At 66.0% G+C, this 23,040-nt stretch carries 21 protein-coding genes and 1 riboswitch; of the genes, 10 read left to right on the forward strand and 11 right to left on the reverse strand.

Features of this window, described 5'->3' with window-relative positions:
- The first annotated feature begins 23 nt into the window (after positions 1-23).
- The 8 genes from ribE (at position 24) to WCE05_RS13465 (ending at position 5,255) form a co-directional block, all read left to right on the forward strand.
- Entirely contained in the window at positions 24-500 is a 477-nt protein-coding gene (gene ribE, locus WCE05_RS13430; RefSeq protein WP_225788776.1) for a 6,7-dimethyl-8-ribityllumazine synthase, read from the forward strand.
- Positions 497-997: a transcription antitermination factor NusB gene (nusB, locus tag WCE05_RS13435; RefSeq protein ID WP_253091377.1), complete on the forward strand. Its 501-nt coding sequence runs from the start codon at positions 497-499 to the stop codon at positions 995-997. The genes ribE and nusB overlap by 4 nt, the downstream gene beginning before the upstream one ends.
- Before the next feature lie 18 nt (positions 998-1,015).
- Complete coding sequence (thiL, locus tag WCE05_RS13440; protein WP_253102408.1) at positions 1,016-1,978, forward strand: thiamine-phosphate kinase; 963 nt, start codon at positions 1,016-1,018, stop codon at positions 1,976-1,978.
- Complete coding sequence (locus WCE05_RS13445; protein ID WP_225788773.1) at positions 1,975-2,478, forward strand: phosphatidylglycerophosphatase A; 504 nt, start codon at positions 1,975-1,977, stop codon at positions 2,476-2,478. The genes thiL and WCE05_RS13445 overlap by 4 nt, the downstream gene beginning before the upstream one ends.
- 16 nt (positions 2,479-2,494) lie before the next feature.
- Positions 2,495-3,244, forward strand: a complete 750-nt coding sequence (locus tag WCE05_RS13450; protein ID WP_225788772.1) for an ABC transporter substrate-binding protein — start codon at positions 2,495-2,497, stop codon at positions 3,242-3,244.
- A 165-nt stretch (positions 3,245-3,409) separates the two neighbouring features.
- Positions 3,410-4,027 carry a GTP cyclohydrolase II gene (ribA, locus tag WCE05_RS13455; protein ID WP_225788771.1) on the forward strand — a complete coding sequence of 206 codons (618 nt, stop codon included), beginning with the start codon at positions 3,410-3,412 and terminating at the stop codon, positions 4,025-4,027.
- A complete protein-coding gene (locus WCE05_RS13460) occupies positions 4,024-4,443 on the forward strand; it encodes an MFS transporter (RefSeq protein ID WP_225788770.1) in 420 nt (139 codons plus the stop codon). The genes ribA and WCE05_RS13460 overlap by 4 nt, the downstream gene beginning before the upstream one ends.
- Positions 4,443-5,255 (forward strand): cobalamin-binding protein, encoded by an 813-nt coding sequence (locus tag WCE05_RS13465; protein WP_253079902.1) that lies wholly within the window; start codon positions 4,443-4,445, stop codon positions 5,253-5,255. Before WCE05_RS13460 ends, WCE05_RS13465 begins: the two co-directional genes overlap by 1 nt.
- Here the strand turns inward: WCE05_RS13465 and WCE05_RS13470 are convergent.
- From WCE05_RS13470 to ribB, 5 genes are all read right to left on the reverse strand, one after another.
- Entirely contained in the window at positions 5,233-7,113 is a 1,881-nt protein-coding gene (locus WCE05_RS13470; RefSeq protein WP_368816047.1) for a TonB-dependent receptor, read from the reverse strand. The two genes, WCE05_RS13465 and WCE05_RS13470, sit on opposite strands and share 23 nt — an antisense overlap.
- Positions 7,114-7,238: 125 nt before the next feature.
- The gene (dxs, locus tag WCE05_RS13475; RefSeq protein ID WP_225788767.1) at positions 7,239-9,134 is read right to left on the reverse strand and encodes a 1-deoxy-D-xylulose-5-phosphate synthase; all 1,896 of its coding nucleotides are present in this window, start codon (positions 9,132-9,134) and stop codon (positions 7,239-7,241) included.
- Between the two features lie 175 nt (positions 9,135-9,309).
- Positions 9,310-10,197: a (2E,6E)-farnesyl diphosphate synthase gene (gene ispA, locus WCE05_RS13480; protein ID WP_225788766.1), complete on the reverse strand. Its 888-nt coding sequence runs from the start codon at positions 10,195-10,197 to the stop codon at positions 9,310-9,312.
- Complete coding sequence (locus WCE05_RS13485) at positions 10,194-10,436, reverse strand: exodeoxyribonuclease VII small subunit (protein ID WP_011531978.1); 243 nt, start codon at positions 10,434-10,436, stop codon at positions 10,194-10,196. Before WCE05_RS13485 ends, ispA begins: the two co-directional genes overlap by 4 nt.
- Before the next feature lie 179 nt (positions 10,437-10,615).
- Positions 10,616-11,266 (reverse strand): 3,4-dihydroxy-2-butanone-4-phosphate synthase, encoded by a 651-nt coding sequence (gene ribB, locus WCE05_RS13490; protein ID WP_225788765.1) that lies wholly within the window; start codon positions 11,264-11,266, stop codon positions 10,616-10,618.
- A gap of 79 nt (positions 11,267-11,345) precedes the next feature.
- Positions 11,346-11,487, reverse strand: a riboswitch (FMN riboswitch).
- 113 nt (positions 11,488-11,600) lie between these two features.
- Between ribB and WCE05_RS13495 the strand changes: the two genes are divergently transcribed.
- Positions 11,601-12,806 (forward strand): RtcB family protein, encoded by a 1,206-nt coding sequence (locus WCE05_RS13495; protein ID WP_368816048.1) that lies wholly within the window; start codon positions 11,601-11,603, stop codon positions 12,804-12,806.
- A gap of 32 nt (positions 12,807-12,838) precedes the next feature.
- Here the strand turns inward: WCE05_RS13495 and WCE05_RS13500 are convergent, their stop codons facing one another.
- The 4 genes from WCE05_RS13500 to WCE05_RS13515 form a co-directional block, all read right to left on the reverse strand.
- Positions 12,839-13,735, reverse strand: coding sequence for an alpha/beta hydrolase (locus tag WCE05_RS13500; RefSeq protein ID WP_253091380.1), 897 nt, complete (start codon positions 13,733-13,735; stop codon positions 12,839-12,841).
- A 20-nt stretch (positions 13,736-13,755) separates the two neighbouring features.
- On the reverse strand, positions 13,756-15,984 hold the full coding sequence (locus WCE05_RS13505; RefSeq protein ID WP_368816049.1) for a TonB-dependent siderophore receptor: 2,229 nt from the start codon (positions 15,982-15,984) through the stop codon (positions 13,756-13,758).
- A gap of 75 nt (positions 15,985-16,059) precedes the next feature.
- Positions 16,060-17,406 (reverse strand): histidine kinase sensor domain-containing protein, encoded by a 1,347-nt coding sequence (locus WCE05_RS13510; protein WP_368816050.1) that lies wholly within the window; start codon positions 17,404-17,406, stop codon positions 16,060-16,062.
- Positions 17,406-18,098: a response regulator transcription factor gene (locus WCE05_RS13515; RefSeq protein ID WP_317235059.1), complete on the reverse strand. Its 693-nt coding sequence runs from the start codon at positions 18,096-18,098 to the stop codon at positions 17,406-17,408. Before WCE05_RS13515 ends, WCE05_RS13510 begins: the two co-directional genes overlap by 1 nt.
- A gap of 394 nt (positions 18,099-18,492) precedes the next feature.
- On the opposite strand from WCE05_RS13515, the gene WCE05_RS13520 reads away from it, so the two are divergent.
- Positions 18,493-19,923: an amino acid permease gene (locus tag WCE05_RS13520; RefSeq protein ID WP_225788760.1), complete on the forward strand. Its 1,431-nt coding sequence runs from the start codon at positions 18,493-18,495 to the stop codon at positions 19,921-19,923.
- A 332-nt stretch (positions 19,924-20,255) separates the two neighbouring features.
- Here WCE05_RS13520 and WCE05_RS13525 read toward each other — a convergent pair whose 3' ends face one another.
- Both WCE05_RS13525 and WCE05_RS13530 read right to left on the reverse strand, forming a co-directional pair.
- Positions 20,256-21,980, reverse strand: coding sequence for a cobalamin biosynthesis protein CobT (locus WCE05_RS13525; protein ID WP_225788759.1), 1,725 nt, complete (start codon positions 21,978-21,980; stop codon positions 20,256-20,258).
- 19 nt (positions 21,981-21,999) lie between these two features.
- Positions 22,000-22,980 carry an AAA family ATPase gene (locus WCE05_RS13530; RefSeq protein WP_368816051.1) on the reverse strand — a complete coding sequence of 327 codons (981 nt, stop codon included), beginning with the start codon at positions 22,978-22,980 and terminating at the stop codon, positions 22,000-22,002.
- Positions 22,981-23,040 lie beyond the last annotated feature (60 nt).

The following is a 23,040-nucleotide window of genomic DNA, read 5'->3' on the forward strand; positions in this document are numbered from 1 at the left end:
CTCTTCAAGATGAGAACACCGGAATGACCCTGAAGACCATCGAAGGTACCTTCATCGCCCCCAAAGGTCGCTATGCTTTGGTGGTTGGCCGCTTCAACAGCTTCGTCGTCGAAAGCCTGGTGAGCGGTGCCGTTGATGCCCTGGTACGCCATGGCGTCAGCGAAAGCGACATCACCATCATCCGTGCCCCTGGCGCCTTCGAGATCCCGCTGGTTGCACAGAAAGTCGCCCAACAAGGCGAGTACTCCGCGATCGTCGCCCTGGGCGCGGTGATCCGTGGCGGTACCCCACACTTCGAATACGTGGCGGGCGAGTGCACCAAGGGCCTGGCCCAGGTGTCCATGGAGTTCGGTGTTCCGGTGGCCTTCGGCGTCCTGACCGTCGACTCCATCGAGCAGGCCATCGAGCGCTCCGGCACCAAGGCTGGCAACAAAGGCGCCGAAGCGGCCCTGTCCGCCCTGGAAATGGTCAGCCTGCTGGCGCAGTTGGAGGCCAAGTGATTAGCGACGAAAGCGATCGTTTCAACCCGCGCGAGCCACGCGCGGCGGATGCCGGCAAGCCCTCGAAGAGCGCCAAGCGCCGCGAAGCCCGCAAGCTCGCGACCCAGGCGCTGTACCAGTGGCACATGGCCCAGCATTCGCTGAACGAGATCGAGGCTCAGTTCCGGGTCGACAACGATTTCTCCGATGTCGATGGCGCCTATTTCCGCGAGATCCTGCATGGGGTCCCGGCGATCAAGGGCGAGATCGACAAGGCCCTGGCGCCCTGCCTGGACCTGGCACTGGACGAGCTCGACCCGGTCGAGCTGGCGGTGCTGCGCCTGTCCACCTGGGAGTTCATCAAGCGCGTCGACGTACCGTATCGCGTAGTGATCAACGAAGGTGTCGAGCTGGCCAAGGTCTTCGGTGCCACCGATGGCCACAAGTTCGTCAACGGTGTGCTGGACAAGCTCGCGCCGATGCTGCGCGAAGCGGAAGTCAAGGCAGCCAGGCGCTGATCGCGGCGCCGACGGACCATGGGTGAGTTCGAGCTGATCCGCCATTACTTCGCCGCCGCGTCCTGTGCGCGGGGTGGCGAAGGCGTGGTGCTCGGTATCGGTGACGACTGCGCCCTGCTGGAGCTGCCCGCTGGCGAACAGTTGGCGGTGTCCACCGATACCCTGGTCGAGGGCGTGCATTTCCCCACCGCCTGCGACCCGCTGCTGCTCGGCCAGCGCGCCCTGGCCGTGGCGGTCAGCGACCTGGCCGCCATGGGGGCCGACCCTATCGGCTTCACCCTCGCCCTGACCTTGCCCGAGGTCGGGGCCGACTGGCTCAGGCGCTACGCCGACGGCCTCGACCGCATGGCCCAGCGTTGTGGTGTCAGCCTGATCGGCGGCGATACCACCCGTGGCCCCTTGAGCATCACCGTGACCGTGTTCGGCAAGACGCCGGCAGGGCAGGCCCTGCGCCGCAGCGGCGCCCGGCCGGGAGACCTGCTGTGCGTCGGCGGGTGCCTGGGGAACGCGGCGGGGGCCTTGCCGCTGGTGTTGGGCGAGCGCCAGGCGCCAGCCGACATCGCCGAGCCGCTGCTCGCCCACTATTGGTCGCCCATGCCCCAGCTCGCCCTGGGCCAACTGCTGCGCGGCCGGGCCAGCGCGGCGCTGGATATCTCCGATGGGCTGCTGGCCGATGCCGGGCATATCGCCAAGGCATCCGGCGTCGCCCTGGAGCTGAGCGTCGAGCAGGTGCCCTTCTCGCCGGCCCTGGAAGCCTTCCTCGGGCGTGACGCCGCCCTGCAGGCGGCACTCACCGGTGGCGACGACTACGTGCTGGCGTTCACGCTGCCTGAAGCACAACTTTCATCCCTGCAGGAGCGCAGTGGCGTCCACGTCATCGGCCGCGTGCTCGCGGGCCAGGGCGTCACCCTGCGTGACCGGCAGGGCCGGGACATCACCCCGACACAACGGGGCTATCAACATTTTAGGGAGACACCGTGACCGACCACCCCAACCAGGTGCCCGCGGAGTTCGTTCCGCCTTCGGTCTGGCGCAACCCCTGGCACTTCATCGCCTTCGGCTTCGGCTCCGGCACCCTGCCCAAGGCCCCCGGGACCTGGGGCTCGCTGGTGGCGCTGCCGTTCATCCCGCTGTGGCAGATGTTGCCGGACTGGGGCTACTGGCTGTTGCTGGGGATCACCATGCTGTTCGGCTTCTGGCTGTGCGGCAAGGTCGCCAACGACTTGCGCGTGCACGACCATGAAGGCATTGTCTGGGACGAGATGGTCGGCATGTGGATCACCCTGTGGCTGGTGCCGGAAGGCTGGCAATGGCTGCTGGCGGGGTTCCTGATGTTCCGTTTCTTCGACATCCTCAAGCCGTGGCCGATCCGCTGGGTCGACCGGCACGTGCATGGGGGCGTCGGGATCATGCTCGACGATATCCTGGCTGGCGTCTTCGCCTGGCTGGGTATGCAGATTCTGGTGTGGGTGGTTGCCTGACGAAGGGAGCGGGTCGATGGCCATAAGGACTGTGCTGCTGGCGATGTTGCTGTTGCTTGCCCCTGGGCTGCAGGCGGCCGAGGGCGAGGGCGTGCCGCCGCAGATCCACCTGGTCAGCGAGGAATGGCTCGACTACACCAACGCCGATGGTACAGGGCTGGCCTGGGACGTGCTGCGCAAGGTGTTCGAACCAGCCGGGGTGCAGGTCGTGACCCAGAGCGCGCCCTACAGCCGGGCGGTGGGGTTGGTCAGGCGCGGCGAGGCCGATGCCTGGGTGGGCTCCTACAAGGAGGAGAACGCCGACAACCTCTACCCGCGCTGGCACTTCGACATGGACCATATCTATGCCCTGGGCCTGGTCGGCAAGCCCGAGCCGACGCTCGAGACCATCGGCCAGTACCGGCTGGCCTGGGTGCGCGGCTACGAGTTCCAGCACTACCTGCCCAACGTTAAGCATTTTCGCGAGATCCAGCGGCGTGAAGGCATCCTGCCGATGCTCGAGCATGACCGTGTGGACTTCTACATCGATGCCCTGACCGAGGTCGACTATGTGCTCGACCAGGCTGCCCAGCCTGAGCGTTGGCGCCGTACCCATGTGGCCGAGTTGCCGCTGTACCTGGCCTTTGCCCGCAGCGAACAGGCCAAGGCCCTGCGCGAGCTGTTCGACCGGCGCATGGCGCAGTTGGTGCGCAGCGGTGAGCTGGAGCCGATCTTCGAGCATTGGAAGCAGCCGTATCCGTTCACGGCGGACAGCCAGCCGCACTGATTCATGCGTACACGCCTAGCGGCTCCATTGGCCCTCAGTGAACAGCCCACGCATTCCATGCATCGAACTTTTCGATCTTAAGCCGCGATATTCAGCCTGCGCATGGGCGCTGGCCTGCTGATACAATCGGCCCACATGAAATTTCCTACTTATCAGGAGCACAACGTGCCCGTCGTCTTTGTCGCCGCCTCGAAACTCCCGACTCCCTTCGCGATCTTCACCATGCATGGCTTTCTCGACGAAGCCACTGGCCGTGAGCATGTCGTGCTCAGCCTGGGTGACATCGGCGACGGCGAGCCGGTGCTGGGGCGCCTGCATTCCGAATGCCTGACCGGCGATGCACTGTTCAGCCAGCGTTGCGACTGCGGCTCGCAGCTGGAGGCCGCGTTGCAGGCCATCGCCCGTGAAGGCCGTGGCGTGCTGCTGTATTTGCGCCAGGAAGGCCGGGGTATCGGCCTGCTGAACAAGATCCGCGCCTATGAGCTGCAGGACGGCGGTGCCGATACCGTAGAGGCCAACGAGCGCCTGGGCTTCGCCGCCGACCAGCGCGACTACGCCATGTGCCTGCCGATGCTCGAGCACCTGGGCGTGAAGTCGCTGCGGCTGATGACCAACAACCCGCGCAAGGTCAAGGCACTGACCGGCATGGGCATCAATGTCGCCGAGCGCGTGCCGCTGCACACTGGGCACAACCCGCACAACCGCCACTACCTGGCTACCAAGGCCGGCAAGCTCGGCCACATGATGGGCAACGAGCATCAGGGCGAGGTGCCCCAGGCGTGACCCGTGGCGAGGTGAAGCGGCGCCTGGCCCTGGCCTGGTGGCAATACCTGGCGGTGGGGCTATTGCCCCTGCCGGTGATGGCCTGGGCCTTCGGTGGGGGCGATGCGCTGATCCCCGTGCTGGCCATGCCGTTGTTCATCGCCGGTGCGGCGAGCATGTTCCTCAGCCTGCCGCGCTTCGGTGCCTACAAGCGCGCCTTGATAGACACCTCCAAGGCCCTGGGCTCGGCCGAAGAGCCGCAGGCCTGGATCGCCCTGGCCCAGGCTCGACGCCTGGCCATGCTGTTCGCCTGTTTCCCCGCCTGGGTGGCGGCGTTTTCGGTGCTGGTCGGCCTGGAGGCGGTACCGCAGGTCCTCCTGGCGATCTCCAGCGTGGTGTTGCTCTACCTCTACCGTATTCCCCGTCAGTTGGGCTGATGCGCATCCTTTGCTGCCTGTTGTCGCTGCTGTCCTTCGCTGCGTTGGCCGACAGTGGCCCACGGGTGGTCAGCCTGGCGCCTTCGATGACCGAGATCGTTACCGAACTGCAGGCCGACGACCTGCTGGTAGGCGTGCTCGACGGCGGCGAGCGGCCGGCAGCGCTGGCTGGCTTGCCTTCGGTGGGGCGCCACGGCCAACTCGACATGGAGCGTTTGCTCAGCCTCGAACCCGACCTGCTGTTGCTGTGGCCCGACAGTGTGGCGCCGGCCCAGCGCGACCAGCTCAAGCGCCTGGGCATCGCTACGTTCGTCGGCCAACCCCACGACCTCGACCAGCTCGTCGAGCAGATCGAGGCCATCGCCGTGCGCCTGGGGCGCAAGGCGCAAGGCCAGGCTTACGCGGCCTCCCTGCGCGAACGCCTGCGGGAGCTGCGTGAGCGCTACCACCGCGAACAGCCATTGCAGGTCTTCTACCAGGTCTGGGACAGGCCGCTTTACACCCTCGGCGGCCAGCAGATCGTCAGCGATGCCCTGCGCGTGTGCGGTGCGCGCAATGTATTCGAGGACCTGCGCCAGCCGGCGCCGCAGGTCAGCGTGGAGTCGGTGCTGCTGCGCGACCCGCAGGTGATCCTGGCCGGCGACCCGGCGCAGTTGGGCAGTTGGAAGGCCTGGCCGCGGTTGCGTGCCGTGGCCGACGGTCGCCTGCTGGTGGTGCCGGACAAGGGCCTGGAGCGGCCCAGTGGCCAGATGATCGAAGCCACGGCGCGCCTGTGTGCGCTGCTGGCGGCTAGAGCGCCGGCGTCCAGGTGACGCTCAGCAACCAGGTACGGCCTTCCTCGCGGTAGCCGTAGCTGGCGTTGTCGTAGCTGTACAGGGCGCGGCTGTAGGTTTTGTCCAGCAGGTTGTCGAGCTTCATCTCAAGCTTCAGTTCTTCGCTCGCCTTCCAGCTGCCGCGCAGGCCAAGCAGACCGTAGCCGCCGAGCGCGTTGCGATTGGCTTCGTCGTCGTAGCTGCTGCTGACGGCCTGCCAACTGGCCCCCACGCCGAACCGCTCGAACTGGCGGTCCAGGTCCAGGCTCAGGGTGCGTCGGGCCCGACGGGCGAGGGTATGGCCGGTGTCGCGGTCGCGCGGGTCGACCAGGGCCAGGCCCAGGCGGGACTGCCAGCCGGCCCACTCCTGGCTCAGGGCCATCTCCAGGCCGTTGATGCGCGCCGAGGCCACGTTACGTGGGATCGAGCCTTCGCCGAAGATGATGGCGTCACGCAGGTCGGTGCGGTACAGCGAGGTCTCCAGGCGGGTGCTGGCGCCGATGCGGCTGCGCCATTGCAACTCGTAGCTCCTGGAGCGCTCTGGGTCCAGGTTCGGGTTGCTGAACATCGGGTAGTACAGGTCGTTGAAGGTTGGTGCGCGGAAGCCTTCGCTGTACGACAACAACACATCGTTGTTGGCGTTCAACGGCACGCTGAGGCTGCCGCTCCAGGTGGTCTGGCCGCCGAACTGCTGGTTCTGGTCGCGGCGCACGCCTAACTCGGTGGAGAAGTGTTCGCCGCTGAAGCGGTGCTGGAGGAAGGCTGCGCGATTCCAGCGGCTGTCCTCGGCGAAGTCGGTGCTGCCATGCACGCGGTCCTGGTACCAGTCGGCGCCCACCAGCAGGAGGTGTTGTTCGTTCAGCGTCAGGTCGTTCTGCCAGGTCGCCTGGTCGCGGTAGGTATTGAACACGCTGCCTTCGTCGCTGAGCTTGTCGCGCTTCTTGTCGCGGTTTTCGCCATGACTCAGCTCCAGGCGCGACGTCCAGGCGTCGGTGAGCCGGGCGTCGAGGTAGGTGCCCAGGCTGCTGACGGTGAAGTCGGTGTAGGGCGCCTGCCCAAAGCTTTCGAAGGTGGTCGGGTCGAAGCGTCCGAACGGGTTGTCGTATTCGCTGCGGCCACGGCTGTCGAGCAGGTTCAGCCCCGCCTCGAAGCGCTCGCCGAAGCTGTGGCTCAGGCTCAGGTTGAACGACTTGTTGCGATAGGCGTCATGGTCACCATCGCTGGCGAAGGAGGGGCCGGTCGAGTCGATGCCGGCGGTTTCGTCCAGGCTGGCGCCGAGGTTGAAGCGGGTCTGGCCATCGCCACCGGACAGCCCCAGGCTGCGCTGGAAGGTCTGGTGGCTGCCCGCCGCCAGGCGCAGGCGTGGCTGCAGGCCGGCAGCATTGCCACGACGGGTGAAGATCTGGATGACCCCACCAATGGCATCGCTGCCATAGACCGCCGAGCGCGAGCCGCGCAGCACTTCGACCCGTTCGATCTGGTCGATGTCGAGAAACTGCAGGCCGCTGTCGCCGGAGGTGGCATTGGCGATGCGCACGCCATCGACCAGCACCAGGCTCTGGGCCGACTTGGTGCCCCGGATGAAGATGCCTGGCAGGCTGCCACGCCCGCCCGTGGGTGCGACCTGCACGCCAGGGACGCGGGTCAGCAGGTCGGTGACGCTGGACGGTTGCAGGCGGTCGATGTCGGTACGGGTGAACACCGTGTTGGCAGCGCTGGTGGCGCTGCGCGATTCCACCTGGCGGCTGGCGCTGATCAGCACGTCGGGCAGCTTGAGGGCGTCGTCGCGGTCGGGTTCGGCGGCCAGCAGGGTGCTGGGGAGGCAGAGCAGGGCGGTGGTGAGGGCTGGGATCTTCATTGGCAGTTCCATCGCATTCGCGGGCAAGCCCGCTCCCACAGAGAGCGTGTCGATTTCAGCGTTGCGCTGTACCTGTGGAAGCGGGCTTGCCCGCGAAGGGCTGCAAGGCAGCCCCTTGGATTTACTTACAGGCCGAGCTTGTCCATCCGGGCGCGTACCGACGCTTCGATACCCGCGGCATCCAGCCCGCATTCGGCCAGCATCTGCGCCGGCTTGGCGTGTTCCACATAGATATCCGGCAGCCCTAGGTGCAGCAGCGGCTTGAGCACTGCCTCGCGGGCCAGGAACTCGCCCACCGCGGCACCGGCGCCACCCATGATGGCGTTTTCCTCGATGGTCACCAGCAACTCATGGCTGGCGGCCAGCTCGAGCACCAGGGCCTCGTCCAGTGGTTTGACGAAGCGCATGTCGACCACGGTGGCGTCGATGCCTTCGGCCACTTTCATGGCATCGGCCAGTTGCACGCCGAATACCAGCAGGGCGACCTTGCCGCCTTGGCGGCGCACCACGCCCTTGCCGATTTCCAGCGGCTCCAGGTCGCCGCTGATCGGCGCGTTGGGGCCGGTGCCGCGTGGGTAGCGCACAGCAGCGGGGCCGTTGTACAGGTGGCCGGTGCTGAGCATCTTGCGCAGCTCGTTCTCGTCGCTAGGGGTCATCACCAGCATGCCGGGGATGCAGCGCAGGTACGAAAGATCGAAGCTGCCGGCATGGGTCGGGCCGTCCTCGCCGACCAGGCCGGCCCGGTCGATGGCGAACAGCACGTCGAGGTTCTGCACCGCCACGTCGTGGATCAACTGGTCGTAGGCTCGCTGGAGGAAGGTCGAGTAGATCGCCACCACCGGCTTGGCGCCTTCGCAGGCCATGCCCGCGGCGAGCGTGACCGCGTGCTGTTCGGCGATGGCCACGTCGAAGTAGCGTTGCGGGTAGCGTTCGCTGAAGGCCACCAGGTCCGAGCCTTCCTTCATCGCCGGGGTGATGCCCACCAAGCGGTTGTCGGCGGCGGCCATGTCGCACAGCCATTGGCCGAACACGGCGGAATACTTCGGGCCGCTGGTTTTCTTCGGCGCGGCCGGTTTGTCGGCGGGCTCGAGCTTGGTGATGGCGTGGTAGCCGATCGGGTCCACTTCGGCGGGGGCGAAGCCCTTGCCCTTCTTGGTCACCACATGCAGGAACTGCGGCCCCTTGAGGTCGCGCATGTTGCGCAGGGTGGCGATCAGCGTCGGCAGGTCGTGGCCGTCGATCGGGCCGATATAGTTCCAGCCCAGTTCCTCGAACAGGGTGCCGGGTACCAGCATGCCCTTGGCGTATTCCTCGGTGCGACGGGCGATTTCCCAGGCGCCGGGCAGGCGCGACAGGACCTTCTTGCTGCCCTCGCGCATGCTCGCGTAGGTACGGCTGGAGAGGATCTTGGCCAGGTAGTTGGACAGCCCGCCGACGTTGCGCGAGATCGACATGTCGTTGTCGTTGAGGATCACCAGCATGTCGGCATCGACTTCCTGGGCGTGGTTCAGCGCCTCGAAGGCCATGCCGGCGGTCAGGGCGCCGTCGCCGATCACCGCGATCGACTTGCGCGGGTCGTTCTGCAGGCGGGCGGCGATGGCCATGCCCAGGGCGGCGCTGATCGAGGTGCTGGAGTGCCCGACGCCGAAGGTGTCGTACTCGCTCTCGCTACGCCGCGGGAAGGCGGCGATGCCGTCCTTCTGGCGCAGGCTGAGCATGCGCTGGCGGCGACCGGTGAGGATCTTGTGCGGGTAGGCCTGGTGGCCGACGTCCCATACCAGACGGTCTTCGGGTGTGTCGAAGACGTAGTGCAGGGCGATCGTCAGTTCGATGACGCCGAGGCCTGCACCGAAATGCCCACCGGTCTGCCCAACGGTGTAGAGCAGCTCCTGGCGCAGCTCGTCGGCCAGGGTCTCCAGGTCGGCTTCGGCCAGCCGGCGCAGGCCGGCGGGCGTGTCGGCGCGGTCCAGCAACGGCGTGACCGGGCGTTCGCGGGGGATCTCTTGAAACGTCGTGGGCATCAGGCGAGTCGTTATAGGTGTGAAGACGCGGCAGTTTACCCCATTGTGGGAAAAGCTGCCCATTCAACCACGGGGTGTACGGACCTTGGGGGCGTGGGACTGCTCCGATGCCGCTTGGTCAGGTGGTCCCTTGTCGTTCTGGGGCGCGAAGCGGCTCCGTACACAGCCTCAGGGCTTAATGGCGGCGCTCGACGATATAGCGGGCCAGCGCACGCAGGGGCTCGGCATTTTCACCGAACCCCTCCAGGGCCCCCAGGGCCTGGTCGCGCAGCTCGATCGCATAGGTTTTGGCCGTCTCGAGGCCGAGCAGGGCCGGGTAGGTGGGTTTGTCGCGGGCGATATCGGCGCCCTGGCGCTTGCCCAGCGTGGCGGTATCGCTTTCCACGTCGAGAATGTCGTCCTGCACCTGGAAGGCCAGGCCGATGGCCCGGGCATAGGCCTGCAGGGCGTCGAGCTGCGCCTGGCTGGCCCGGCCGCTGGCCAGGGCGCCGAGGCGTACGCTGGCCTCGATCAAGGCGCCGGTCTTGTGCCGGTGCATGTATTCCAGGGCCTGCTGGTCGAGTTTCAGCCCCACCGAACCGAGGTCGATGGCCTGGCCGCCGACCATGCCGGCGGGGCCGGCGGCCTTGGCCAGGGCCTGGACCATGGCCAGGCGGATGGCATCGGGCTGCGGGCTCAGGCGCGGATCGAGCAGGGCATCGAACGCCAGGCTCTGCAGGCCGTCGCCGGCGAGGATGGCGCAGGCTTCGTCGAAGGCCTTGTGGGTGGTCGGCTGGCCGCGACGCAGGTCGTCGTCGTCCATCGCCGGCAGGTCGTCATGGACCAGCGAGTAGGCATGGATCAGCTCGACGGCGCAGGCTGCGCCATTGGCCTGTTCGGCCGGGGCGCCGAAGGCTTCGCAGGCGGCGTAGGCCAACAGGGGGCGCACGCGTTTGCCGCCGTTCATCACGCTGTAGCGCATGGCCGCGTAGAGCCGCTGCAGCTCGGGCGAAGGCGCCTCGAACAGGGGGGCCAGGGCAGCGTCGACACGGGCCTGGCAACTGGCCTGGTAGGTGGCGATCATGCTTCCGGCTCCGCGTCGAAGGGCTGGGCGGCCAGTTCGCCGTCGCGTTCGAGCAGGATCTGCACCTTCTGCTCGGCCTGGGCCAGGGCGCCCTGGCAGTCACGGGTCAGGGCGATGCCTTGCTCGAAGGCGGCCAGCGACTCTTCCAGCGACAGCTCGCCGTTCTCCAGGCGCTCGACCAGGGCTTGCAGGTCGGCGAGGGATTGCTCGAAATCGATGGAGGCTTTTTTGCGGGCCATGGCGACATTCTCGGTGGCATTTTGAACGGCGCGACACTAGCAGAGCGGGGCAGGGGGAGCAAATTGGCGCAGGGTATCGTTCGTCGTATTCGGGCCCATTCGCTGGCAAATGGGCCTCTTAGTGGAACAAAACGTAACTAATCGAGCAGCAGAGAACCTGTGCAGGCCGGCCTACAGGATCAGGCAGGCATCGCCTCGGGCGCCAGCATCGCCTCGCGGTAGCGGGCCAGTTCCTCGATGGTCAGTACCGGCAAGTTGTACTGGCGGGCATACACCGTCACCTGTTCGCCGCGGGCCATGCTGCCATCGGGGTTCATCAGCTCGCAGAGCACCGCTGCCGGGCGCAGGCCGGCCAGGCGTGCCAGGTCCACCGAGCCTTCGGTATGGCCACGGCGTGTCAGCACGCCGCCGTTGCGGGCGCGCAGCGGGAACACATGCCCGGGACTGACGATATGACGTTGCTCTGCGGTCGAGCGCAGGGCCGCTTCGATGGTGGTGATGCGGTCCTGGGCAGAAACGCCGGTGCTGACACCTTCGGCCGCCTCGATGCTGACGGTGAAGCCGGTACCATGGCGGGCCTGGTTGTTCTGCACCATGGGCGCCAGTTGCAAGGCATCGACGGTGGCTTCGTCCAGGCACAGGCAGACGATGCCGCTGCAGTCGCGGATCATCATGGCCATGGTCTGCAGCGAGAGGTTCTCGGCGGCGGCGATGATGTCGGCTTCGTCCTCGCGGTCGTCATCGTCGAGCAGCAGCACGGGGCGGCCGGCCTGGAAGGCGGCGATGGCGGCGGTGACGTTGGGGAATTGCGGGTGAGGCATGGTGGACATGAAACGCTCCTCGTGAATGATCGATGAACGTCTCGGGGCGAACAAAACGCGCGCGCAGGGGCAACGGATGCACCCCGCCTGACGCCTTCTTTCATCCGGACTATGACCGTCGGCCCTGGAATCTCACCAGGTCTGCTGACCCCCGGCATGGCCGGGGCGCTCGCGGGCTCATCTTTCGATTTACCGCCGGTGGGGACTTTCACCCCGCCCTGAAGACCGGGCAAGCATACCCCACGCTACCACCCCACTGGCAACCCGGCGGTCTACGACCTTCGGCGGTATCATGGTGAGTGTCCCGTACAGGACACTGGCAGGCTCTTGTGGAAACGACCCCATGGACATTCTCGAAGTCGCCGGCGGCAAGCCGGTCAAGTTGTGGACCGATGGCGTGCCGGTGGAAGACGACGCCCGCCGGCAACTGATGAACACGGCCAGGATGCCGTTCATCTACAAGCACCTGGCGGTGATGCCGGACGTGCACCTGGGCAAGGGCTCGACCATCGGCAGCGTGATCCCCACCGTGGGCGCGATCATCCCGGCCGCGGTGGGTGTGGACATCGGCTGCGGCATGATCGCCGCGCGCACCTCGCTGCATGCCCGCGACCTGCCGGACAACCTGCATGGCCTGCGCACAGCCATCGAGCAGGCCGTGCCCCACGGCAAGACCTTCGGCCGCCACGACCAGGGCGCCTGGGACAACGTGCCGAAGCAGGCCGACCAGGTGTGGAGCCAGCTGGCAGGGCGCTTCAAGGGGATCGTCGACAAGTATCCACGCCTGGAGAAGACCAACAACCGCCACCACCTGGGTACCCTGGGCGGCGGCAACCATTTCATCGAGGTCTGCCTGGATGAGGCCGACCGCGTGTGGTTCATGCTGCACAGCGGCTCGCGAGGCGTGGGCAATGCCATCGGCAACCTGTTCATCGAGCTGGCCCAGGCCGACATGCGCCAGCACCTGGGCAACCTGCCGGACAAGGACCTGGCCTATTTCGAGGAGGGCAGCCGGCACTTCGCCGATTACGTCGAGGCCGTGGAGTGGGCACAGGATTTCGCCCGGCATAACCGCGAGCTGATGATGCAGGCGGTGGTCGCGGCCAGCCGCAAGGTGCTGGGCAGACCTTTCCAGGCCAGCCTGGAGGCAGTCAACTGCCACCACAACTATGTGCAGCGCGAACGGCACTTTGGCCGCGAGGTGCTGGTGACGCGCAAGGGCGCGGTGTCGGCGCAGAAAGGGCAGTTGGGCATCATCCCGGGGTCGATGGGCGCCAGGAGTTTCATCGTGCGCGGGTTGGGTAACGAGCAGTCGTTCTGTTCGTGCAGCCATGGCGCGGGGCGGGTGATGAGCCGGACCAAGGCCAAGAGCCGCTTCTCCGTCGAGGACCAGCGTCGTGCCACGGCCCATGTGGAGTGCCGCAAGGACAAGGATGTGATCGATGAGATCCCCATGGCCTACAAGGACATCGATGCCGTGATGCGGGCCCAGCGGGAACTGGTGGAGGTGGTGCATACCCTACGGCAGGTGGTGTGCGTCAAAGGTTGAGGGGCAGGTGGGGCTGCAAAGCAGCCCCAGGATTAGCGAGACATGGACTCGATCACCCATTGCAACGACGCCGGCAGCATCGGCCCATGCCCTAACCCTTCGAAGCGTTCGAAGCGCACTTGCAGCCCAGGCACCTTGGCCAAATCGGCACTCAGCTGGCGGGCCGGGCGCTCCACGTCGCCCTTGCTCGGGCCACGCGGCCGGGATGGCTCGTCGCCACCACGCATCAGCAGCAGGCGCGGGCGGTCATTCCCCAGGCGCTGTTGCAACCCTTCGGCCTCGCGCACGATGGCGCCGTCATGCCACCACAGCGAAGGGCTGGCCGCCGCATAGTCACTGAACTCACCGGGACGGGTGAACAGCGCATGCAGCACCGCCAGCCCACCATAGGAATGCCCCCACAGCGTCTGCCGCTCCAGGTCGATGGGCGCGACGCTGGCGACCATCGGGCGCATGCGCTGGGCCAGCAGGTCGAAGAACGCATCCACCCCACCACTGGGCAAACCGGTCAACGGGTCGCGCGGGTCGGCCTGCCCTGGCAACGCCGGGGTGTAGTCATAGGTGCGCCCGGCGCGTTCGATGCGCTGCTCGGTCTGGTAGCCCACCGCAACCAGCAGCGGCGCCTGGCCGGCAGCGAGCCTGTCCAACTGCATGGCGCCCAGGGCACCCAGCGCGGCATTGCCGTCGAGCATCCACAGCACTGGATACCCGCCCGCAGGTGCCGGGCGGTCGGGCTTGCCGATCCACAACCGGTAGTGCCGCTTGCCGTCGAGCGAATCCAGGTCGAGGTGGCTGAAGCGATAGGCGAGGTCCTGGCGCTGCAGCACGCTGGTGTCCATCTTCTGCTCGCGCTCCGGCTGCGCCACGGCAGCAGGCGACAGGGCCGCGAGGGCCAGCGCCAAGGCCAGGGGCAGGGTCATGTTGCTCATCGGGCGATCTCGTCGTGGGTTCAGAAGGACGCGGTCAGGCTGGTGTAGAGGGTGCGGCCAGGTTCGTTGTAGGTGGCCGCGCCGGCACCGGCGATACCGTTCACACCCTGGGCGTTACCCGCCCGGTACAGGCGCTTGTCGAACAGGTTGTCGATGCCGGCGGTCAGGCTCAGGTGCTGGGTGATGGCGTAGGTGCCGCTGGCGCCGACCAGGGCGTAGGGCGCCAACTGGTCGTTGGCCGAGCCTGTGACACGCTCGCCATGATAATCGTATTTCTTCGGCTTCTGCTTGCCGTACCAGGCGACGTTCAGTTGCAGCGAGAGGTCGTCGGTGGCTTGCCAGTCGAGCATCGAGTTGAGGGTGTAGGCCGGGGTCACCGAGAGCGTCTCGCCGGTTTCCTTGTTCTTCGACTGCAGCATGTAGGTGAGGTTGTTGCTCCACTTCAGCTGTTCGCTCAGTGGAATGGTCAAGGTCCCTTCCAGGCCTTCCACCAGCGCCTTGGGGATGTTCTCCCACTGGTAGATGGCGGCGTTGGCATAGTCGCCGCTACCGCCGCTGGCATTGCCGACAGGGCTCAGGCCGGAGTCGATCTTGTTCTTGTAGTCGTTGCGAAAGTAGGTCAGGCCGGCGACCCAGCCGTTGGCCTGGTACTCGATACCCAGTTCCTTGTTGACGCTGGTCTCGGCCTTGAGGTCTTCGTTGCCTTGCAGGTAGCAACTGGTGGTCTGCCCATAGCAACCCTGGCCGCGGCTGTAGAGCAGGTAGTCGGGGTTGAGCTGGTACAGGTTCGGCGCCTTGTAGGCGCGGGCGATGCCGGCCTTCAGGGTGAAGGTGTCGCTCAGCGCGTGGGACAGGTTCAGCGAGGGGCTCCAGTTGTCACCGACGATGCTGTGATGGTCGAAGCGCAGGGCCGGCGTAAGCATGGTGCCGGGCATCAGCTCGATGTTGTCCTCGGCGAACAGCGAGAAGATCTGCGCCTGGGAACTGGTGTCGCGGCCGGTACTGTCCAGGCCGCCGACCGCGCCGCCTTCGCTGGTGCTCTGGGTGTTGGCGCTGGGGTCGTCGAGCTTCTGCTGGCTCCATTCGGAGCCCAGGGTCAGGGTCTGGTCGCGCCAGGCCTGCAACGGCAGGTTGAGCTCGCCGTGGGCGGTGAGGCCGCGCAGGGTCGAGGTGTAGAAGTCGGTGCTGCTGAAGATGCCTTCGGTGCCGCCGGCCAGGCCTTCGTTGATCCGGCTGTTGCGGGTCTTCTCGTATTGCAGGTAGGCCATGGAGCTGCCGAAGTCCCAGTCGCCGCGATGGGTGACCGAGTAGGTCTGGCGGTACATGCGGTTGGTCTCGTGGCCAAGCATGCTTTTCACGTTGGCGTTGGAGTTGGTGTTCTGGGTATCGCCGGTATAGATGTTGCCCTGGCGGCTGAAGCCTGCTTCGAACTCCAGGGTCTGTTCCGGGTTCAGGCGCCAGCTCAGCTGGCCGTTGAGGTCCTTGTTACGCACCCCCTCGCGACCGGCGGGCAAGGTGCCGGCCTGGTTGCCGGTACGTGCGGATTCATGGCCGGCGTTGATGTCCCAGTCGTCGGCGTCGGTCCTGGCGACATTGCCGTACAGGCGATAGCTGAGATTGTCGGTGAGCGGGCCGCTGAGGCCGAAGCTCATGCGCTTGGTGGCGCCTTCGTCGCCGTGCTGGGGGAAGTTCTGGTAGAGCGTGACGTTGCCGTGGGTCTGGCTGGAGGCTTGCTTGGTGATGATGTTGACCACCCCTCCCATGGCGCCGGAGCCGTAGCGCGCCGCTGCTGGGCCACGGATCACCTCGATGCGCTCGACCTGGTCGGCCGGCACCCAGTTGGTGTCGCCGCGGGTGTCGCGTTCGCCGCGCCAGCCATAGCGGACCGAGCTGCGGCTGCTGACCGGCTTGCCATCGACCAGGATCAGGGTGTTCTCCGGGCCCATGCCGCGGATATCGATCTGCCGGTTGTTGCCGCGTTGACCGCTGGTGGAGTTGCCGGTCAGGTTGACCCCCGGCATGGTGCGGATGATCTGCGACAGGTCGTTGGCCGGCGGGCGCTTCTTGATGTCCTCGGCGGTGATGATGGACACGCCTGGGGCCTGCTTGGTCTCCTCCAGGGCGGTGGCCACCACGGTCTGGCTTTCCAGTTCGATCGGTTGCGGCTGGCTGGCAGCTTGCACGGCGCTGGCCAGCAGGCCGCTGGACAACAGCAGGAAGGGCGCGAGGGGAAGTGAGCGGGGCGACATCTGCGATCTCCGGAACGTCGGGCTGAATGCGGGAGATCAGGGATGATAATTACTCGTAATTGAGAGTAAAGCGCATTAACTTTCTAAACATTCCTCGGCAGCCGGTAGCACCAGGTGCAGGCACAGGCCAGGGTGGGCGTTGCTCGCCCACAGCCGGCCACCCTGCAGTTCGATGGCGCGACGGGCGATGGCCAGGCCCAGGCCGAAGCCGGCGCCGCTGCCTGGAAGGCGCTGGTAGGGTTCGAAGATACGTTCCAGGTCGCCGTGTGCCACCCCAGGGCCCTCGTCGCGCAGGCGCAGGTGCCAGTGCTCGCCCTCGCGCCAGCCATCGAGGCTGACCCGCCCCTGCGGCGGCGAATGGCGGATGGCGTTGCGCAGCAGGTTCTCCAGGGCCTGGGCCAGGCTGTCCAGGTGCGCCTGCACGCGGCATTCGGTGCCTAGCGAACAGGGCAGCCGGGTGCGTTCCCAGCCGCTTTCGAAGCAGCTGTCCTCGCACAATGCCTCCCAGACCGAGAGCACCAGTACCGGCGCGGTGGGCAACTGCGGATGCTCGGTGTCCATCCAGGCCAGGTCGAGGGTGTCTTCCAGCAGCCGCTGCATGTCCGTCACCTCGCGGCCCAGGCGTTCGTGCAACTGCTCCGGTGGCAGGCCGCTGTCATGGGCGATGCGCAGCCGCGCCAGGGGCGTGCGCAGTTCATGGGACAGGGTGCGCAGCAACAGGCGCTGTTGCTCCAGGCTCCGGCGCAGTCGCCCGGCCATGTGCTCGAAGGCCTGGGCCAGCTCGCCCAGCTCGTCGCGACGCTCCAGCAGCGGCAGGCCGGGGCTGTCGAGATCATCGGCGCGCAGTGCGTCGGCACGGTCGCGCAGGCGGTTGAGCGGCACCACCAGGTGGCGATACAGCAGCAGGCCCAGCAGCAGGGCGAGCAGGGCTGGCGCTACGCCATGGGTGACCACGTGGGTCCATGGGGTCAGGCCGGTGGGCAGCAGGCGCTCGGGCAACTGGATGACCAGGCGGCCGTCCTCGGGATGGTCGGGGAACTCGATGCTGACGTACGGCAGCTCGTCCTGCAGGCGTTTGCTCATGGGCCAGTCGAGCTTGCGCATGAAGGTCAGGTGGCTCGCCTCCTCGGCGCTCAACGGTGAGGTGCCGAGGCTCTCCAGGCGCGGGCCGACCAGCGCCACCCAGGTGTCCTCCGCCTTTGCCAGGTGCTGGCGGAAGGCCTGCGCACCGGCCGCGCCACCGCTGCGCCATGCCTGTTCGGCCTGCTGCGCATAGCGTGCCAGGTAGAGGCGGTCGGCCTGGTCGAGGAAGTAGGTACGGCGCTCGACCGACAGGCCCCAGGTCCAGATCAGCCAGGTCAGCAGCAGGCAGAAGCACACCTGCAGCAGCGCCAGCTTCCACAGCAGGGGGTGACGGCGCATCAGGACGCTTCCGTTTCGACCAGGATGTAGCCTTGGCCGCGCACCGCCTGGATCTGCAAATGCTGCGCACCGATTGCCGCGAGCTTGCGGCGCAGGTTGCAGACATGCACGTCCAGGCCACGGTCCAGGCGGGTGTAGGGGCGGTGCAGGACGCTCTGGTAGAGGAAGGCCTTGCTCAGCGCTTCCCCAGGGTGGGCACGCAGGGTCGCCAGCAGGCGGTATTCGGAACCGGTGAGGCCGGCATTGCGGCCCTGGTGCATGACATCCTGGGCGCCCTGGTCGAGGGTCAGCTCGCCTTCACCTCGAGGTTGCGCCTGGCGCCGATCGAGGGCCACGCGGCGCAGCAGGGCATCGACCCGGGCGTCCAGCTCGGCGAGGCTGAAGGGCTTGGGCAGGTAGTCGTCGGCCCCACGGGTGAAACCGCTGATACGGTCCTGCTCGGCGCCCAGGGCCGACATCAGCATCACCGGTACCGCCTGGCGCTGTCGTAGGTCGTCCAGCAGGCTGAGGCCATCGACGCCGGGCAGCATGATGTCCAGGAGGACCAGGTCGAACCCGCCCTGACGCATGGCGTCCAGGGCCTGGGTGCCGCTTGCGCAGGCGTGCACGGCGAAGCCTCGGTCGTGGAAGTGGCGTTCCAGGTCCTGGCGCAGATGGGAATCGTCTTCGGCGAGGAGAAGCTTGGGAGACACGGCGAGGCCTTGATGAGAATTCGTTGCAATTACGAATCATCCCACTGCCGGGATCGTCGAGGCAATGGCCCGTTGCTGGCATTTCGTCGCAGGGGGCCTTCGTCAACCGTATGTTCTCTGCGTAGCGCTGCCCGAAGGGTTGTGTAATCTCCCACAGGCCACGGCATCAGTCATGGAGCCAGGGGCACTGGATCTTGGGCAATTTGCTGCGATCGGGAACACGATCGACGTCCCCACGTGGCTCCAGCCGCGTGCCGGAATTGGTCCTAAAAAGTTCTGCACCCCAGGAAGACACTGCGTAGGCAGCCAGGTTCGTTCCCCCTATCTAAGATCGATACCCGGCCGCTTCTCTACTGCCTTTCAACCTAAAACAATAACGAATGGGGTGAGCAGCATGTCCGTACCTCAACAAAACCGCCCGGAGCAATCCAACGGCGGCCTGCAATCGGGACTCAAGCAACGTCACATGGCCATGATCGCCTTGGGTGGTGTCATCGGTGCCGGCCTGTTCGTCGGCAGCGGTGTGGTCATCCAGTCTGCGGGGCCTGCGGCCCTGCTTTCCTTTCTGGTCACAGGTGTACTGGTCATCTTGATCATGCGCATGCTCGGCGAAATGGCTTGCGCCATACCCGCCGTCGGGTCGTTCTACGAATATGCGCGCATGGCATGGGCCGATCATCCACAAACGAGCCAGCTGGCGGGGTTCCTCTCCGGCTGGATGTATTGGTATTTCTGGGTGATCGTCGTCGCGGTAGAGGCCGTGGCCGGCGCTTCGCTCATTCAGTTCTGGTTGCCGGATGTCCCGGCCTGGGCCATCAGCCTGACGCTGATGATCATCCTGACCTTCACCAACCTGGCCTCGGTCGCTTCCTTTGGCGAGTTCGAGTTCTGGTTTTCCTCGATCAAGGTCGCCGCGATCCTGGTGTTCCTGCTTTTGGGCGGGCTGTACTTGCTGGGCATGTGGCCGACCGAAACCCAGCACGGGCTGAGTTCGATGCTCGACCACGGCGGCTTCATGCCCAACGGCATCGGCCCGGTGCTGACGGGGGCGGTGGCTGCGACCGGGTTCTATTTCGGTGCGGAGATCGTCACCGTGGCTGCTGCCGAATCCTCCGATCCGGTGCGCTCTGTCGCGCGGGCGACCAACTCGGTGATCACCCGCGTTCTGTTCTTCTATGTCGGCTCGATCCTCCTGGTGGTCACCCTCGTCCCGTGGAACTCCCCTGCCATGCTCACGCCGTACTCCAGCGCCCTGGCAGCCATGGGCTTCGACTGGGTCGCGCACGTGATGAACGCCATCGTGCTGACGGCAGTGCTGTCCTGCCTCAACTCGGGCATCTATGCGTCTTCACGCATGCTGTTCGCGCTGACCAAGCGCGGCGATGCTCCGCGCAGCCTGGCCAAGCTGTCCGCACGCGGCGTGCCGCGCCGTGCGATCTTCTTCGGCACGATATTCGGCTACCTGTCGGTGATCATGTCGTACGTCTCGCCGGACACCATCTTCGCCTTCCTGGTCAACTCCTACGGCACCGTGGCGATCTTCGTCTATGTGCTGATCGCCCTGTCCCAGCTGCGTTTGCGTGCGAAGCTGGAGCGCGAGGCGCCAGAGAAGCTCAAAGTGCGGATGTGGTGCTATCCCTACCTGACCTATGTCGCCATTCTTGGCATGCTCGGTATCGTCGCCGGCATGGCCTTCATTCCCGAGCAGCGCATGCCGTTGGCGCTGGGGGTCGTCAGCCTGGCGATTCTGGTGTTGGCGTTCATCACGCGCAGTATCTGGCGGCGTCTCAAAGGCCTGCCCACCGTCATACCGGTGAGCAGCTAACCGTTGCCACACGCTTAGTACGCTGTCCTGGGGGCCTGTGCGGTCAATTCGAACGAGCGAATTGACCGCACAGGCCCCAAGTGCTTTTCAGCCGAGCTCTCTGCACTGGTGTGCAGAGAACGAGCCCCAGCGAGCGCCGCTATACCCTGTGGGAGCAAGCGGGCTTGTCGAGGCGTCGAACCGCCGCGAACACCGGCGAAGCCGGTGCCATACACCGCGTTGCATTCTTCGCGGGCAAGCCCGCTCCCACAGGGGCCCCGCTGAATCAAAGAATGAGAACTGGCTTGCCGGCGATGGGGGGTAATGCAGCGTCAATGTCGCTTGACTGACGGTCATCGGCCGTTGAGCAGACGCAGGATCTCGTCGAATACGGCATTGTCCAGGCTGCGCGACAAATCCAGCTCCAGGCTCTGGCGGTAATAGGCGCTCAGGTCCAGGCCGACGCCGAGGGCATACAACTCGATGCGGCCCTCCTGCTCGATCTGTCGCGTTACTTGCTTGAGGTGCAGGTCGAGGATGTCCTGCTGGTTGGTCTGCTGGGTGGCGCTGTCCATCGGGCAACCGTCGCAGATGACGATCAGGATGCGCCGGCGTGCATCACGCTGCAGCAGCCGCTGGCGGGCCCAGAGGAGCGCCTCGCCATCGATGCCTTCGCGGAAAAGGTCGGCCTTGAGCAGCGCGGCGATGCTGGGGCGGGCGCGGCGCCAGGGCGTTTCGGCATCCTTGTAGACCAGGTGGCTAAGTTCGTTGAGCCTTCCTGGGTTGGCGGGTTGGCCCATGCCGCGCCAACGCTTCAAAAGACGCCCGCCATTCCATTGGCCGGTCGTGAAACCGAGTATTTCACTGCGAGCACCAGCCAGTTCCAGGGCTCGGCTGAAGGCGTCAGCCAGCAGGGCGATGTGCTCGATGTGGTTGCGCATGGAGCCGGAGTTGTCGATCAGCAGGCTGACCAGGCAATCACTGTGCGGGCGTTCGCGCTCATGGCGAAAGATCTCGCGTTGCTCGGGGCTGATGATCAGGCGGCTGAGGCGCCCGGCATCGATCTGTCCGTCGCGCTGGGCGAAGGCCCAGCCATCTCGGCGAGGCACTGCCAACAGGGCACCCAGGCGCTTGGCCAGGCGCGGCAGGTTCAGGCCCTGGCCCGCCAGGTGACGGTCCAGGCGCTGGCGCAGGTCACGCAACGTTTCGGGCCGCACCAGGCTGGCAGCGTTGTGTTCGCAATCGTAGTCGCGGCTGAATACCTGGTAAGCGAAGGCGTCGTTGCCGCCTCGTGGATTACCTTGGGCAGCACCACCGTCACTGATATCGCCCTCGCTATCCTGATTCACATCCAGCAGCAGGGCGAAGGCCAGACGCGCTTTTTTGTCGGCTTCAGCGACGTTGCCCTGGTCGTCATCGAACGGTTCGGCATCCAGGTGCTCGATCAGTTCCTGCACCTTGGCGGCAATCAGCAAGGCATGCTCGGTGAACGCTGCCTGATCGTGGCGACAGCGGCGCAGCAGCCCGAAGGCCGCGCCAAAATGGCCGAGCAGGCTCAGGCGTGGCGCTTCGATGAGCATCTCCATCTGCTCCCCGGCGCGGCCGCCACACAGCAGGATCCAGCTCATCTGTGCCAGGGTGAAAAGCAGCAGGCCGATGTGCCCTTCGGTGTGCCCGGCGTCGAGAAACTGCTGGCTCCACTGTTCGAAGCGCCGCATCAGGTTGCGCTGGACGCCTGGATGGCTGTCGCCCACCAACGACTCGACGCGCAGTTGCTCGAGCAGTTCGAACACCAGGCGTTCGATAGGTTGGGCTGGGAGAACCTGGTGGACCAGCGCCTGGTCGCTGTGTTTCAAGCGCAGTGCCAGGCTGTCGGCCACCCCGCGCCAGGCGTGGCTCTCGTCGCGTTCGGGGTCAGGGTGCAGGTGCGGTGCGCGCACCGGGACGTGCCGTTCACGTACTTCCAGCAGGCCACCGCGGTAGCGTACGCGCCGTTCACCGGACAGTGCGCGCAGTGTCGCCGCGCAGAGTTCCTCGAGTTGTTGCTGGCGTTTCTCGCGGCGTGGCGGTGGGGTCATGGGGGCTTCCTGTGAGGGATCAGGCCAGTGCCAGCAAAGGGAGCGCCGATTCGGCCAGCTCCTGGTCGAAACAGCGTTGGTAATATTCGGCGACGATTGGTCGCTCGGCTTCGTCGCATTTGTTGAGGAACGTCAGGCGGAAGGCCAGCGCCGGGTCGCTGAAGATCTCCATGTTTTCCGCCCAGGAAATGACACAGCGCGGCGACATCAGGGTCGACAGGTCGCCTGCGGCGAAACCTTGCCGGGTCAGGTCGGCCACCGCCACCATCTGTTCCAGCAACCGTTCGCCGTGTCGGGCGACCAGGTGCGGCACCCGCGCCGCGACGATCGCGACTTCTTCGGCCTGGGGCAGGTAGTTCAGGGTGGCGACGATGTTCCAGCGATCCAGTTGCGCCTGGTTGAGCACCTGGGTGCCGTTGTAAAGCCCGTTCAGATTGCCCAGGCCCACGGTATTGGCGGTGGCGAACAAGCGGAACGATGGGTGCGGATGGATCACCTGGTTCTGGTCGAGCAGGTTGAGTTTGCCGTCGCGTTCGAGAATGCGCTGGATCACGAACATGACGTCCGGACGACCGGCGTCGTACTCGTCGAAGATCAGCGCCATGGGGCGGCGCAGTGCCCAGGGCAAGATGCCTTCCTGGAATTCGGTGACCTGTTTCCCTTCACGCAGCACGATGCCGTCCTTGCCGATCAGGTCCAGGCGGCTGATATGGCCGTCCAGGTTGACGCGCGTGCAAGGCCAGTTGAGCCGCGCGGCGACTTGTTCGATATGGGTCGACTTGCCGCTGCCGTGCAAGCCCTGCAGCATCACCCGGCGATTGCGGGTGAAGCCGGCGAGAATCGCCAGCGTGACTTCCGGGTTGAAGCGATAGGCCGCATCGCTCTCCGGCACCAGTTCGTTTGGCGCGAGAAGCACCGGTACACGCATGCTGGAGTCGATGCCGAACAACTCCCGGACAGGGACCAGACGGCTTGCAGGTTCGATGTTCAGGTCGGTCATGAGTGTCGTCTCGGGCCGGAGGGAAGTCTTGATTCTAGGGACGCTGCCGGGGCTGGGGAG

It is taken from the genome of Pseudomonas sp. I2, from assembly GCF_040984075.1.
Taxonomy (GTDB): Bacteria; Pseudomonadota; Gammaproteobacteria; order Pseudomonadales; family Pseudomonadaceae; genus Aquipseudomonas; species Aquipseudomonas guariconensis_B.

Coding starts and splice junctions, on each gene's coding strand:
- ribE (WP_225788776.1), top strand. CDS start 24: ATGACCCTGAAGACCATCGAAGGTACCTTCATCGCCCCCAAAGGTCGC.
- thiL (WP_253102408.1), top strand. CDS start 1,016: ATGGGTGAGTTCGAGCTGATCCGCCATTACTTCGCCGCCGCGTCCTGT.
- WCE05_RS13450 (WP_225788772.1), top strand. CDS start 2,495: ATGGCCATAAGGACTGTGCTGCTGGCGATGTTGCTGTTGCTTGCCCCT.
- WCE05_RS13465 (WP_253079902.1), top strand. CDS start 4,443: ATGCGCATCCTTTGCTGCCTGTTGTCGCTGCTGTCCTTCGCTGCGTTG.
- WCE05_RS13470 (WP_368816047.1), bottom strand. CDS start 7,113: ATGAAGATCCCAGCCCTCACCACCGCCCTGCTCTGCCTCCCCAGCACC.
- dxs (WP_225788767.1), bottom strand. CDS start 9,134: ATGCCCACGACGTTTCAAGAGATCCCCCGCGAACGCCCGGTCACGCCG.
- ispA (WP_225788766.1), bottom strand. CDS start 10,197: ATGATCGCCACCTACCAGGCCAGTTGCCAGGCCCGTGTCGACGCTGCC.
- WCE05_RS13485 (WP_011531978.1), bottom strand. CDS start 10,436: ATGGCCCGCAAAAAAGCCTCCATCGATTTCGAGCAATCCCTCGCCGAC.
- ribB (WP_225788765.1), bottom strand. CDS start 11,266: ATGTCCACCATGCCTCACCCGCAATTCCCCAACGTCACCGCCGCCATC.
- WCE05_RS13495 (WP_368816048.1), top strand. CDS start 11,601: ATGGACATTCTCGAAGTCGCCGGCGGCAAGCCGGTCAAGTTGTGGACC.
- WCE05_RS13500 (WP_253091380.1), bottom strand. CDS start 13,735: ATGAGCAACATGACCCTGCCCCTGGCCTTGGCGCTGGCCCTCGCGGCC.
- WCE05_RS13505 (WP_368816049.1), bottom strand. CDS start 15,984: ATGTCGCCCCGCTCACTTCCCCTCGCGCCCTTCCTGCTGTTGTCCAGC.
- WCE05_RS13510 (WP_368816050.1), bottom strand. CDS start 17,406: ATGCGCCGTCACCCCCTGCTGTGGAAGCTGGCGCTGCTGCAGGTGTGC.
- WCE05_RS13520 (WP_225788760.1), top strand. CDS start 18,493: ATGTCCGTACCTCAACAAAACCGCCCGGAGCAATCCAACGGCGGCCTG.
- WCE05_RS13525 (WP_225788759.1), bottom strand. CDS start 21,980: ATGACCCCACCGCCACGCCGCGAGAAACGCCAGCAACAACTCGAGGAA.
- WCE05_RS13530 (WP_368816051.1), bottom strand. CDS start 22,980: ATGACCGACCTGAACATCGAACCTGCAAGCCGTCTGGTCCCTGTCCGG.